This is a genomic window from Phytomonospora endophytica (genome assembly GCF_014202425.1).
In the GTDB taxonomy this organism is placed as follows: domain Bacteria; phylum Actinomycetota; class Actinomycetes; order Mycobacteriales; family Micromonosporaceae; genus Phytomonospora; species Phytomonospora endophytica.
In genome coordinates, this window is record NZ_JACHGT010000001.1 from 179,628 (window position 1) to 192,420 (window position 12,793).

13 protein-coding genes are annotated in these 12,793 nt (G+C 71.2%); 7 read left to right on the forward strand and 6 right to left on the reverse strand.

All coding sequences use genetic code 11. The features are described from left to right. Positions 1 to 37: 37 nt before the first annotated feature. The gene (locus HNR73_RS00775) at positions 38 to 1,054 is read right to left on the reverse strand and encodes an ABC transporter permease subunit (protein WP_184785229.1); all 1,017 of its coding nucleotides are present in this window, start codon (positions 1,052 to 1,054) and stop codon (positions 38 to 40) included. Next, positions 1,051 to 2,124, reverse strand: a complete 1,074-nt coding sequence (locus HNR73_RS00780) for an ABC transporter ATP-binding protein (RefSeq protein ID WP_184785230.1) — start codon at positions 2,122 to 2,124, stop codon at positions 1,051 to 1,053. The genes HNR73_RS00775 and HNR73_RS00780 overlap by 4 nt, the downstream gene beginning before the upstream one ends. A gap of 80 nt (positions 2,125 to 2,204) precedes the next feature. Between HNR73_RS00780 and HNR73_RS00785 the strand changes: the two genes are divergently transcribed. Both HNR73_RS00785 and HNR73_RS00790 read left to right on the forward strand, forming a co-directional pair. Continuing rightward, on the forward strand, positions 2,205 to 2,999 hold the full coding sequence (locus HNR73_RS00785; RefSeq protein ID WP_184785231.1) for an ABC transporter ATP-binding protein: 795 nt from the start codon (positions 2,205 to 2,207) through the stop codon (positions 2,997 to 2,999). Positions 3,000 to 3,064: 65 nt separating this feature from the next. Next, positions 3,065 to 4,486, forward strand: a complete 1,422-nt coding sequence (locus HNR73_RS00790) for an alpha/beta hydrolase (protein ID WP_184785232.1) — start codon at positions 3,065 to 3,067, stop codon at positions 4,484 to 4,486. Between the two features lie 6 nt (positions 4,487 to 4,492). On the opposite strand, the gene HNR73_RS00795 is transcribed toward HNR73_RS00790, so the two are convergent. Next, entirely contained in the window at positions 4,493 to 5,029 is a 537-nt protein-coding gene (locus HNR73_RS00795) for a Uma2 family endonuclease (protein WP_203686594.1), read from the reverse strand. Between the two features lie 114 nt (positions 5,030 to 5,143). Next, entirely contained in the window at positions 5,144 to 6,949 is a 1,806-nt protein-coding gene (gene asnB / locus HNR73_RS00800) for an asparagine synthase (glutamine-hydrolyzing) (protein WP_184785234.1), read from the reverse strand. Positions 6,950 to 7,032: 83 nt separating this feature from the next. Between asnB and HNR73_RS00805 the strand changes: the two genes are divergently transcribed. From HNR73_RS00805 to HNR73_RS00825, 5 genes are all read left to right on the forward strand, one after another. Continuing rightward, positions 7,033 to 7,647 (forward strand): TetR/AcrR family transcriptional regulator, encoded by a 615-nt coding sequence (locus tag HNR73_RS00805; protein ID WP_184785235.1) that lies wholly within the window; start codon positions 7,033 to 7,035, stop codon positions 7,645 to 7,647. Between the two features lie 21 nt (positions 7,648 to 7,668). After that, a complete protein-coding gene (locus HNR73_RS00810; RefSeq protein ID WP_184785236.1) occupies positions 7,669 to 8,442 on the forward strand; it encodes an enoyl-CoA hydratase/isomerase family protein in 774 nt (257 codons plus the stop codon). Beyond that, complete coding sequence (locus tag HNR73_RS00815) at positions 8,439 to 9,356, forward strand: class I SAM-dependent methyltransferase (protein ID WP_184785237.1); 918 nt, start codon at positions 8,439 to 8,441, stop codon at positions 9,354 to 9,356. Before HNR73_RS00810 ends, HNR73_RS00815 begins: the two co-directional genes overlap by 4 nt. Beyond that, positions 9,353 to 9,913, forward strand: coding sequence for an acyltransferase (locus HNR73_RS00820; protein ID WP_184785238.1), 561 nt, complete (start codon positions 9,353 to 9,355; stop codon positions 9,911 to 9,913). Before HNR73_RS00815 ends, HNR73_RS00820 begins: the two co-directional genes overlap by 4 nt. A gap of 64 nt (positions 9,914 to 9,977) precedes the next feature. After that, positions 9,978 to 11,588 carry an acetolactate synthase gene (locus tag HNR73_RS00825; protein ID WP_184785239.1) on the forward strand — a complete coding sequence of 537 codons (1,611 nt, stop codon included), beginning with the start codon at positions 9,978 to 9,980 and terminating at the stop codon, positions 11,586 to 11,588. Here the strand turns inward: HNR73_RS00825 and HNR73_RS00830 are convergent. Continuing rightward, entirely contained in the window at positions 11,561 to 12,442 is an 882-nt protein-coding gene (locus HNR73_RS00830) for an alpha/beta fold hydrolase (protein WP_184785240.1), read from the reverse strand. The genes HNR73_RS00825 and HNR73_RS00830 overlap by 28 nt on opposite strands. Before the next feature lie 25 nt (positions 12,443 to 12,467). Further along, on the reverse strand, positions 12,468 to 12,734 hold the full coding sequence (locus tag HNR73_RS00835) for a helix-turn-helix domain-containing protein (protein ID WP_184785241.1): 267 nt from the start codon (positions 12,732 to 12,734) through the stop codon (positions 12,468 to 12,470). Between the last annotated feature and the right edge of the window lie 59 nt (positions 12,735 to 12,793).

The window sequence follows — 12,793 nt, forward strand, 5'->3', positions numbered from 1 at the left end:
CCGATGGGGAGGCGGGCCTCTCGGTGTCCTGAGCGCGTCAGTTGCTGGCGACGTCCCGGCGCTTGAACACCAGCGCCGCGACCGCCACCAGCGCGGCGGTGAACAGCACCAGCGCGCTGATGCCGCCGAAGGCGTTGATGTCGATACCGCGATCCTGGTAGTCGCCGTAGTAGTCGTCGTAGTAGTAGCTGTTGTCCTCGATCTGGTAATGCCCGTCCAGCCACGCCACCACGTAAGGCGACAGCAGCAGCGCCTCCAGGTAGTACAGGCCCGGCAGGAGCTGCGCCAGCAGCCGCAGCCCGAACTCGAAGACGACGGCGTAACCGGCGAGCGCGCCGAGGGCCGCGGCCGTGCGGCGCCCGAGCATCGCGACGGCGAAACCGATCAGCGTGAGCAGGACCGGCAGCACCGCCATCCGCAGGCACTGCTCGACGAAGTTGCCCAGCCAGGCCCCGCTGAAGTCCCCGACGTACCCGCCGACCGAGGTGATCACCCACAGCAGGAACAGGAAGACCGCGCTCAGCCCGATCGCGCCCGCGGTCACCGTGATGACCGCGGCCCCGAGCTTGCTGAAGAAGATCTCCATCCGCCGCGGCTTCCACAGCATCAGGTTCGTCATCCCGCCGCTCGGCCACTCCGCGCCGATGAAGGACGCGGCCGTGACCAGCCCCGCCATCGCGATGAGCGACCCGAAGGCGTACATCAGCGGGGGCGCGTCCTGGGTGAAGGTGATGACGTTCTCAAGGTAGTCGGCGGTGTCGACGAGGTCGGGGTCGTACGTGGAGCAGTCCTCGCCGGCGAAGTAGTTGTACTCCCCGTTGATCTCCGGCGGCAGGCCGGTCATCTCCAGGCACTCCGCCTGCTGCGCCGCCGCGTCGACGCGCGCCCGGTTCGCCTCGGCCTCGGCGTACTCGATCTCGGAGGCGCTCGGCTTGTGCGAGTTGGCCATCGACACGACCAGGATCGCGCCCATGACGCCGATCGTGGCCAGGGACATGACGAGGCCGAAGCGGCGCGTGAAGAAGCGCCGGACCTCCACCAGGAGGAGTCTCATCGGGCGGTCTCCTCTCCCGGGGCGGCCGGCTGCGGCGGCGGCTCGGCTGCCACGGTCACGGGCACCTCGCCCAAGGGTGGTGGCGGCGGGGGCGGGGGCCCGTGCATCGGCACGGGGACGATCACGGAGTCGTCGACCTGCGGGTAGCGGCCGTCGACCGGCGCGGTCCCCGTCAGCTGGAGGAACACCGTCTCCAGGTCGGGACGGATCTGCACCAGTTCGGACACCCAGATGTCGCGCTCGCCGAGCGTGCGGGTCACGAAGGCGGGGTCCTGCATGCGGGGGACGACGATGTGCCGCTCGACCTGGTGGGCCTCAAGCCCGGCCTCGGCGAGCACGGCGAGGGCGGCGGCCGGGTCGGGCACCTGCACCCGCACGTCACCGGTGTACTGCGAGGCGAGGACGTCGTCGACCTTGCCGGTGTGGACCCGGCGGCCGCGCGACACGATCGTCACGGTGTCGCACAACTGCTGGACCTCGCCCAGCAGGTGCGAGGAGACCAGGACGGTGATGCCGTTGGCGGCCAGTCCCTGCATCAGCTCGCGCATCTCGCGGATGCCGGCCGGGTCGAGGCCGTTGGCGGGCTCGTCGAGGATCAGCAGCTCGGGCTTCTTCAGCAGCGCCGAGGCGACCGCCAGCCGCTGCCGCATGCCCAGCGAGTAGGCCTTGACCTTCTGCTTGGCCCGGTCGCGCAGACCGACGATCTCCAGGACCTCGTCGATGCGCTGCCGGGGGATCCCGACCGAACGGGCCAGCAGGTCGAGTGTCTGGAAGCCGGTGAAGTTCCCGAAGAAGTTCGGCGCCTCGACGATCGAGCCGACCCGGTTCACGACCTGCGGAAGTTGCTGCGGCACCGCGTGCCCGAAGACCCGCATGATGCCCGCGTCGGCCCGGACCAGGCCGAGCAGCGCGCGCAGGGTCGTGGTCTTGCCACAACCGTTGGGACCGAGGAACCCGTGCACCTCTCCCTTGTGGACGACCAGGTCGAGTCCGTCGACGGCGACCACCCGGCCGCGGCGCAGTGTACGGAACTCCTTGCGCAGTCCGCTGATTTCGCAGACGACTGTCACCTGCATCACCTCCGGTGGCACACCATACGTTGTGCGCACCACTTCCCGCCCTCCCCGAAAGGTCGTGATTGGATTAGCCCGTGCCAGAGCCGACAGATCTCGTCATCTCCGTGGACTCCGCCGTCGTCCGCCGCGGCCGCAGTCTGCTGCTGCGCGACCTGAGCTTCCAGGTCGAACTCGACGAACGCTGGGTCGTCCTCGGGCCCAACGGCGCCGGGAAGACGACCCTGCTCAACCTCATCTCCGGCCGGATGCATCCGACCTCGGGCACCGTCGAACTCCTCGGCGAGCGCCTCGGCCGCGTCGACATCTTCGAACTGCGGCCCCGCATCGGCCTGGCCACCGCGCAGCTCGCCGAGCAGATCCCCGGCGACGAGACCGTCGCCAACGTCGTCATCACCGCCGCCTGGTCGGTCCTCGGCCGCTGGCGTGAGGAGTACGACCCGGTCGACGAGCAGCGCGCCCGCGCCCTCCTCGGCCAGCTGGGCATGGCCGAACTCGCCGACCGGACCTACGGGACGCTGTCCGAGGGCGAGCGCAAGCGCACCCAGATCGCCCGCGCGCTCATGACCGACCCCGAACTGCTGCTCCTCGACGAGCCCGCCGCCGGGCTCGACCTCGGTGCCCGCGAGTCGCTCGTCGCGCGTCTTTCGGAACTCGCCTACGATCCCGACGCGCCGGCCCTGGTTCTCGTCACGCACCATGTGGAGGAAATTCCGCCCGGGTTCACCCACGCGCTGCTCCTCAGCGACGGCGGTGTGGTCGCCGCCGGGCTCATCGACGAGACGCTGACCAGTGAGAACCTCACCAAGACCTTCGGCGTGAAGCTCGAATTGACCAAGAACGCCGACCGCTACACCGCCCGGGCGATCTGACCGTCGCCCGCGGAGCAATGATCAAAGCGGGCGGAGTTGTCCGGTCACGGTGTTATACAAGCTATGTGAGCGGTTGGCGGGAGCGGCTTGAGGCACGGTTGAGGTTGGCCGTGCTGCTGGCGCTCGCCGCCGTCTCGGTGGTGACGATCCCGAGCCTGTTCTACCCGACGAACGCGGCCGCGCCGGTGGGCGCGGACCCGGCCGACGAGCTGGCCGGTTCGCCGCTCGACGTCATCCCGCGCAACCTCATCGACGTGATGCTGCCGCCCGCGGTCGGCGCGCTCCCGGCGGCCGACGCGGCGCTGGCGGTGGCGGAGGACCCGGACCTGTCGGTGGCGGCGGTCGAGCGCGACCCCTCGGACCTGCCCGGCGATCCCTTCGCGGCGGCGATCAGTCTGCTGTCCCACCAGGACACCGAGGCCTCGTCGGTGCGGCGGTTCTTCGCGGCGATCTCGGCGGAGGTCGCCGATTGGGCGGCGGTGCTGTTCCCCGACTCGATCGGGAACCTCGACGGCGCTCCCTATCCGACCCGCGTCGCCGCCAACCGGATCCGGCTGACCGCCGAGACGGCGAGCAGCACGCGGGTGCCGGTGCCGGTGTGGACACCGCCATCGGAGCTCGCGGCGCTGCCGTACGCCGAGTTCTTCGCCGGCGCCAACGCGCGCGGGCACGACCTGATCTATTTCGACCCGAGCGCCAACAACGGCCAGGGCAGCTGGGCGGAGCTGATCGGGGACCTCGACACCGCCGACCGCGTCGGTCTGATGGTCCCCGGCGGGAGCGCGTCGGTCGTCAGCGACAACTTCATCCGCTATGCCCTGCGCGCGGAGAGTTTCGTCAACGCGCCGGAGGCCGACGGGAAACTCGCGATCATCGTGTGGGCCGGCGCGGAGTTCCCCAGCGGGTGGCTCCAGGAGGGCGCGTCGACCTACGCGGAGCGCGCGGCGCCGCGCCTGGCGGCCTTCAGCCAGGACCTGCGGGCGCGGTTGGCTCCGGCGACGACGGTCGTGGCGATCGGGCATTCCTACGGTGGCCCGGTCGTCGGGCTCGCCGAGACCGAGGGCCTGTCGGCCGACGTGGTCCTGCACCTCGCCTCGGCGGGGTCGGGACACGGCGTGAAGGGGATCGAGCAGCTCGACGAGCCGTGCCGCCCGCGCTACTCGATGACCGCCCCGGCAGACCTGATCGGTTACGTGCAGGGCTCGGGCGACGGGCCGGGCATCGGTCACGGCCTCGACCCCGACGAGATGCCCGGGACGATCCTGCTCGACAGCGGCTTCCACGTCGACGACCCGAACGCCCCCGACGACATCGGCCGCCCGCTCGGTCCCCTCGCGGGGACCGAGATCCGCGGGATCCACGCGCACAGCGAGATCTTCAATCCGGGCTCGGGCGGCTGGCGCAACGTGCTGGGCGTGCTGACGGGTGGGCCGCTGGTGCTCGAACCCGGCGCGCAGCCACCGGTCGCGGAGGGGTGCGCGCCTTAGGGCGTGTCAGAGGACGAGGTCGGCCGGGCGGATGGCGACGGGGAAGGGGGTGGTCGCCGTCAGGACTTCCTCGCCGGTCGCCGAAAGGGTCTCGACGTACTGGGCGCCGTCCAGCTCGTTGATCGCGATCGTCTCGCGTGCGGGGTCGACGACCCAGTGCGACATGATCCCGCTCTCGGCGTAGGTCTTGCGCTTGAGGTTGAGGTCGACCAGGGCCGTGCCCGGGGACAGTACCTCGATGGCCAGGACGGGTGGACGGATGAGCCTCTTCTCGCCGATGTCCTGTTTGCGTGCGACCAGGACATCCGGCTGGAAGGAGCGGCGGATGTTCGGCTGGAAGTCGATGGGGGCCACGAAGACCTCCAGATGGGCAGGGCAGGCGGCATCCAGCCGCATGGCGAGCCGCAGGACCGCTCGCTGGTGGAGCGGGGTCGGCGCAGGCGTCACCAGCAGCACCCCGTCCGCGAGTTCATAGCGCAGGCCGTTGTCGGGCAGCCGCTCAAGGTCGTCGACTGTCCAGTCCGTGTGGTCGTCAAGTCCCATCACCGGCACAGTACTCATTCTTCCCCTTTCGGGTTGTTCACGTCATCCAACGAGCGGATGATCACCGGGTTGCCGTCCTGTCGGCGAACCGACAGGGCGACGTGACCCGGTCCCTCACCCCGGCTTCAGCGAAGGCGAGTACTCCTCCAGCCACACACCCAGGTCCAGTGCCAGCTCCAAGCCCAGGCGCGTCCCGATCTCCAGTGCCCCTTCCCCGTTCGCCGCCGCCGTGAGCCGCTCGCGGTCGACGAGGTCGAACAGCCGGTGTCCCGGCTCGTCCAGGTACCGCCGCGCCAGCGTCCGCAGTGCCGTGGAGTAGCCGGCGTCCTGCGTCTGCGGGTAGTGGCTCTTGACGCGGTCGAGAACGGACCGTGGCAGGACGTCGGCGACGGCGGCGCGCAGCAGGCTCTTCTCGCGGCCGTCGAAGGTCTTCATCGCCCAGGGGACGTTGTGGACGTACTCGATGAGGCGGTGGTCGCAGTAGGGGACGCGCACTTCCAGCCCGGTGGCCATGCTCATCCGGTCCTTGCGGTCGAGCAGGAGCGGCAGCAGGACGGTCAGGTGCAGGTGGGAGTCCTCGCGCATTCGCCGCTCAAGGCCGCTCTCGCCGGGCAGTCGCGCGGTGCGGGCGCGCGCTTCGGCGTAGCGGTCGTGGACGTAGTCCGGCAGGTCGAGTGTCTCGCGCAGCTCGGGGGTGAGGATGCCGTCTCGCGGTGGGACGAGCGTCAGCCACGAGAAGGTCTCCGGCTCGCGCTCGGCCGACCAGTGGGTCCAGCGGTAGCCGCCGAAGACCTCGTCGGCGGTCTCGCCGGACAGCGCGACGGTCGAGCGCTCGCGGACGGCCTGGAACAGCAGCAGCAGGGAGGCGTAGGCGTCGCCGCCTCCCCATGGGACGTCGTTCGCCCGCACGACCCGTTCGCGCAGCGCGGGGTCGGTCAGCATGCCGGTGTCGAGGGCGATCTCGTGGTGGTCGGTGCCGGCGTGGGCGGCGACCTCGCGGGCGAAGGCGGTGTCGGAGGTGCCGCGCAGGTCGTCGGCGATGAACTCGCCGAAGCCGACGGCGAAGGTGGCGAGCCGGCCGTCGCGGGCCTTGGCGGCCAGGGCGGTCAGCGCACTGGAGTCAAGGCCGCCGGACAGCAGCGAGCACAGCGGGACGTCGGCGACGAGCTGGCGGGTGACGATGTCCTCCTGCAGTTCGCGGATGTGGGAGACGGTGGTGTCGAGGTCGTCGGTGTGCTCGGTCGCGGGGAGCGTCCAGTAGACGTCGGTCCGGATCCCGCCGCGGTCGACGGCGACGACCGTGCCGGGCTCGACGGTGCGCATGCCGGCCCAGAAGCCGTGCCCGGGGGTGCTGATGAAGGACACGACGTCGCGCAGGCCGTCGGTGTCGAGGGCCGGTTCGGCGAGGGGATTGGCGAGGATCGACTTGGGCTCCGAGCCGAAGAGGACCCCGTCGGGGGTGGGGAAGTAGTAGAAGGGCTTGACGCCGAGCCGGTCGCGGACCATGACCAGCCGTTCGGTCCGCCCGTCCCAGATCGCGAAGGCGAACATGCCGTTGAGGCGCTCGGCGAGGGCGGGGCCCCATTCGAGGTAGGCGCGCAGGACGACCTCGGTGTCGGAGGCGGTGGTGAAGCGGTGGCCGCGCCCGCGGAGTTCGGCGCGCAGCTCGGTGAAGTTGTAGGTCTCGCCGGCGTAGACGAGGACGACGGGACCGTCGGGGGTGTCGGCGCGCATGGGCTGGGCGCCGCCGTCGATGTCGATGATCGCGAGACGGCGGTGGCCGAGGGCGGCGTGTTCGCCGGCCCACACGCCTTCGTCGTCGGGGCCGCGGCGGGCCATGGTCGCGGTCATGGCGTCGAGGGTGTCGCGCTCGGCGCGTAGATCGCGGTCGTAGGAGACCCATCCGGTGAATCCGCACATGGGGTTCGTTCCCTCCGGTTGACTGAAGTAACTACAAAAATGTAGCAGCTTCAATTAAGTGGTCGCTGTAGTAAGGTCTCGGCATGACCGAAGGCGCCGCTCAAGGCATGCGCGAACGCAAGAAGCAGCGGACCCGGCGCGCGGTCGTGGAGGCGGCCTACCGCCTCTTCGACGAGCGCGGATACGAGGAGACGACGATCAACGAGATCGCCGCCGCCGCCGACGTGTCCCCGGGGACCTTCTTCAACCACTTCCCGGCCAAGGAGGACGTCGTCTTCTCCGAGCCCGGGCAGATGGACTTCGTCCTGCGGACCATCGGCGAGCGCCACGACGGCGAGACCGCCGCCGCGGTCCTCGTCCGCGCGATCGGCTCGGCCCTGACCGGGCCGCGCGACCCCCGCGACGAGCTGGAGCTCCTGCGGCTGCGGCTCACCCTCACCGTCCCGGCGCTCCAGGCCGCCGTCCTGCAGCGCCTCTTCGACGCCCAGGAGCGCCTCGCCGAGGCTCTGCGCGCCACCCGGCCCGGTGAGCTCGGCGAGCTGGAGTCGCTCGCCCTGGTCGGCGCGGTCAGCGGCGCGATGATCGCCGCCGCGAGGGGCGCGCTCGCCCGCGAGCTGCCGGTCGCCGAGGCGGTCGAGGAGGCGCTGTCCGGTATCGCCGCGTCCCAGGCCGCAACAGCCCCGGGCCGACGCGTCTAACTCCCCGGTAACATCCCCTCCATGACCGAGTTCGTACGCCTCGAAGTCACCGGCGGCATCGGCGTGATCCGCCTGTCGCGACCCCCGATGAACGCCCTCAACATGCAGGTCCAGGAGGAGCTGCGCGCCGCCGCGCACGAGGCGAGCGCCCGCAGCGAGATCCGCGCGGTGGTGCTCTTCGGCGGCGAGAAGGTCTTCGCCGCGGGCGCCGACATCAAAGAGATGGCGGACATGGACTACGTCGACATGACCGCGCGCGCCCGCGACCTGTCGAGCGCCTTCGACGCCGTCGCGCGCATCCCCAAGCCGGTCGTCGCCGCCATCACCGGTTACGCCCTCGGCGGCGGCTGCGAGCTCGCGCTGACCGCCGACCTGCGGGTCTGCGCCGACGACACCAAGCTCGGCCAGCCCGAGATCCGTCTCGGCATCATCCCCGGCGCGGGCGGCACGCAGCGGCTGCCGCGCCTGATCGGGCCGGCCAAGGCCAAGGACCTGATCTTCACCGGCCGCATGGTCGACGCGCAGGAGGCCCTCGCGATCGGCCTCGTCGACCGCGTCGTCCCCGCCGACGATGTCTTCGACACCGCCGTGGAGATGGTCAAGTCGTACGCGAAGGGCCCGGCGCAGGCGCTGCGGGCGGCGAAGGCCGCCATCGACGGCGGCCTGGAGATGGACCTCGCCAGCGCGCTCAACTGGGAGTCGCAGCTCTTCGCGGGCCTGTTCGCCACCGAGGACAAGAACGTCGGGATGAAGGCGTTCATCGACAAGTCGAAACCGGAGTTCACCGGTCGATGACCCTCTACGACGAGCTGCGCGACGACCCCAAGGCCGCCAACATCGCCTACCACGACTGGGAGGCGGAGACCTACGACGAGAAGTGGTCGATCTCCTACGACGACCGCTGCGTCGACTACGCCCGTGAGCGCTTCGCGCTGATGGCCGGGCGCGAGGGCTGGCCCTACGGCGACGCTCTCGAAGTCGGCTGCGGCACCGGCTTCTTCACCCTCAACCTCATGCAGGCCGGGGTGATCGAGCGCGGGCACGTCACCGACATCTCCCCGCGCATGGTCGAGACCGCCTGCCGCAACGGCGAGGCCCTCGGCCTCGACGTCTCCGGCCGCGTCGCCGACGCCGAGGAGATCCCCTACGAGGACGCGTCGATGGACCTCGTCGTCGGCCACGCCGTCCTGCATCACATCCCCGACGTGGAACTCGCCTTCGGCGAGGTCCTGCGGGTCCTCAAGCCCGGTGGCCGTTTCGTCTTCGCCGGCGACCCGACGCGCGTCGGCGACTTCTACGCCCGGCGCCTCGGCCGGCTTACCTGGTGGGCGACGACGACCGTGACGAAACTGCCCGGCCTGGAGGGCTTCCGGCGCCCGCAGGTGGAGCTCGACGAGTCCTCCGAGGCCGCCGCGCTCGAAGCGGTCGTGGACCTGCACACCTTCGTGCCCGGCGAGTTGCGCGACATGGCCGTGCGGGCCGGCGCGGCCGACGTCGAGGTCAAGACCGAGGAGCTGACCGCGGCGATCTTCGGCTGGCCGGTGCGGACCTTCGAGGCCGCCGTCCCGCGCGAGCGGCTCGGCTTCGGCTGGGCGAACTTCGCCTACCGGAGCTGGCAGGCACTGTCGAAAGTGGACGAGGCCCTCTCCGGGGTCCTGCCGCGGGACCTGTTCTACAACGTCCTCATCACGGGTACAAAACCGCGATGACCTGGTGGCGGCGGCTGGTCTGGGCGCTGCGCTTCGCGCGCGTGCGCCTGACCGGACCGCACGTCCAAGTCTCCTGGCCGGTCTACCTGGGCCGCGGCGTGCGTCTCCACGCCCGCCGGGGTCACGGCCGCCTCATCATCGAACCGGGCGTCCACATCGGTGACGGTACGGCGATCCGCGCCCACGAGGGGACCGTGCGCATCGGCGCCGAGACGGTGCTCGCCGCCCGCGTCACCGTCAACGCCTACCTCGACGTCCACATAGGACGGGCGTGTCTGCTGGCCGACGAGGTCTACGTCATCGACTTCGACCACCGGATCGCCGAGCTCACGCGTCCCATCAAGGACCAGGGGATCGTCAAGTCGCCCATCGAGATAGGCGACGACTGCTGGCTGGGCACCAAGACCGTCGTCACCCGTGGAGTCCACATCGGACCCGGCGCGGTCGTCGGCGCGGGAGCCGTGGTGACCCGCGACGTCCCCGCCCGTGCCGTCTTCGGGGGAGTACCGGCCCGGCGAATCGGTCACCGCGCGCCGAACGAGGCTACCGGCGCGTAGTCTGCGTGGGAGCGGTGTCCGTCGCAGGCACCGAGACCTGTCGGCCGTCAACGAGGACGTGCACATGGAAGGCACCGGTGGCGATCTGGCCCTGGCGACCCTGCGGGGTCACGGCGTTCGCGAGATGTTCACCCTGTCGGGCGGGCACGTGTTCCCGCTCTACGACGCGGCCGTCAAACAGGACGTGCCCATCTACGACGTGCGCCACGAGCAGACGGCGGTCTTCGCCGCCGAAGCCGTCGCGCGGCTGGGCAGACGGCCCTCGCTGGCCGTCCTGACCGCCGGACCCGGTGTCACCAACGGGATCTCGGCGGTGACCACGGCGAAGTTCAACGGCTCACCGGTGGTCGTGCTGGCCGGGCGCGCGGCCATGTGGCGCTGGGGCGCGGGCAGCCTCCAGGAACTCGACCACGTCCCCATCCTCGCCCCCGTCACCAAACACGCCGCGACGGTCACCGACACCACCGCCATCGTGTCCGATGTGGACGACGCGGTCCGCCGCGCGCTCGGCGCCCACCGCGGCCCGGTCTTCCTCGACCTCCCACTCGAAGTCGTCTTCTCCCGCGCCGAGACCGAGATCCCCGACGCGGTCGCGCCCGCCGTCACCGAACCCGACCCCGACGAGGTCGCCCGTGCCGCCGCGCTGCTCGCGCGCGCCGAACGGCCCGTCGTCATCGCCGGGTCCGACGTGTACGCCGCCGACGCCTTCGCGGCCCTGCGCGAATGCGTCGAGGCGCTGCGGATCCCCTTGTTCACCAACGGGATGGGCCGTGGCGCGCTGCCGCCCTCGCACGACCTGGCCTTCGCCCGCAGCCGCCGCACCGCCATCAAGAGCGCCGATGTGGTCGCCGTCATCGGCACCCCGCTCGACTTCCGGCTCGGTTTCGGCGACTTCGGCGACGCGCAGGTCGTGCACATCGTCGACGCCGAGAGTCAGCTCGCCACGCACGTCACCACGGCGGCGGCCCCGTACGGCGACCTGCGTCTCGCGCTGACGCAACTGGCCTCCTACAGCGGCCTGCGCGCCGACCACGAGGTGTGGATCGCGTCGCTGCGGACCGCCGAGGACGCCGCCGCGCACAAGGCGGGCGAGGAGATGTCGGCCGAGACCGACCCGATCCGGCCCGCCCGGGTCTACGGCGAACTGCGCCGGGCGCTCGACGCCGACGCGATCACCATCGGTGACGGCGGCGACTTCGTGTCCTACGCGGGCAAGTACCTGGAGCCCTCGCGGCCCGGATGCTGGCTCGATCCCGGCCCGTACGGCTGCCTCGGCACCGGCATGGGCTACGCGATGGGCGCGCGGGTCCTCGCGCCCGGCCGCCAGATCTGCGTGCTGCTCGGCGACGGCGCGGCCGGTTTCTCCCTGATGGACGTGGAGTCGCTGGTGCGCCAGAAGCTCCCGGTGGTCATGGTCTGCGGCAACAACGGCATCTGGGGGCTGGAGAAGCACCCCATGAAGGCGATGTACGGCTACGACGTCGCCGCCGACCTCCAGCCCGGGCTGCGCTACGACCAGGTCGTGTCGGCGCTCGGCGGCGCGGGGGAGACCGTCGAGAAGGCGGCCGAGCTCGGGCCGGCGCTCAAGCGCGCCTTCGAGGCCGGTGTGCCCTACCTGGTGAACGTGCTCACCGATCCGGCCGACGCCTACCCGAGGTCGGCCAACCTGGCCTGAGAGCGTCGCGGGCCCAGGAACACGGCGACGTGACCGGCCCACAGGGCCGGGTTCTCGAAATGCGCCATGTGCCCGGCCGCCGGGATCACCGCGAGCACGCTGCCGGGGACCGCGTCGCGCAGTCGTTCGGCGAGGGGCAGCGGGAAGCCCATGTCCTGCTCGCCGTGCAGGATGAGGACCGGCCCGCCCCATTCGCGCAGGGTCCGGGCCGGATCGGCCGGGCGCCACGGGCGCAACAGGCCCCGTCGCCACGGTGCGAGCCAGTCGCCGGTGAACCGCACGCCGTCAAGGAGGCGGAGGTAGTCGTCGACGCGGCCGAGGTCCCAGATCGCCGTGACGGCACCGGATCGCGCGTCGTGGACGGTCCACTGTAGATCCGTGCAGTCGGCGGGCGGGTCGGTGACGGTCGCCGTCCGCCGCTCGTACTCGGGCCAGTCCGCGAGGTGCTCGCTCACGTCACCGTAGGCGGTGGTGGAGGCCAGGACCAGCCGCCGCACCCGTGCGGGATGGGCCTCGACGAACAGCTGCGCGACCTGTCCGCCGGTGGAGAAGCCGAGCAGGTCGACGGTGTCGTGCCCGAGCGCGTCGATCAGGCGCAGGGTGTCCTCGACGACCAGGTCCGGCTGGTAGCGCTCGGCCGGCAGGTCGCGGGTGCTGCGCCCGCAACCGCGCATGTCGAAGGCGATGACCTCGCCGGAGCGCGCGAGCGGGACGAGCCCGGGAAGCAGGTAGGAGTGGTCCCAGCTCGGCCCGCCGTGCAGGACCACGAGCGGCGGCCGCCCGGGGACGGGCTCGCCGAGCCGGCGGACGTGGAGGGAGACGTCGCCGACGGGGATGAGTTCACCGGGGTACATCGGTGGAGTGTGGCAGGGGGCCGGTTCAGGCCGCCCGGGTCTCCGCCTCCTCGCCGCCGCAGGTTCCCGCCAGGTCGTCGAGGGACAGCCCGAGCGTGCCGGCGAGCCCGGCGATGGTGAAGAAGGCCGGGGTCGGGATCCGGCCGGACTCGATCTTGCGCAGGGTCTCCACCGAGATCCCGGCGAGCGCGGCGACCTCGGTCGCCTTTCGCGCGCCTCTGGCCTGCCGCAGCAGCAGTCCGAGGCGCACCCCGCGCCGTCGCTCGGCCTCCGTCAGTCTGTCCCGCACCATGATGCAATAATAATACGGTATTAGTATTGGTGCGAGGTCGCCCGTGGAGAGCGGCCGAA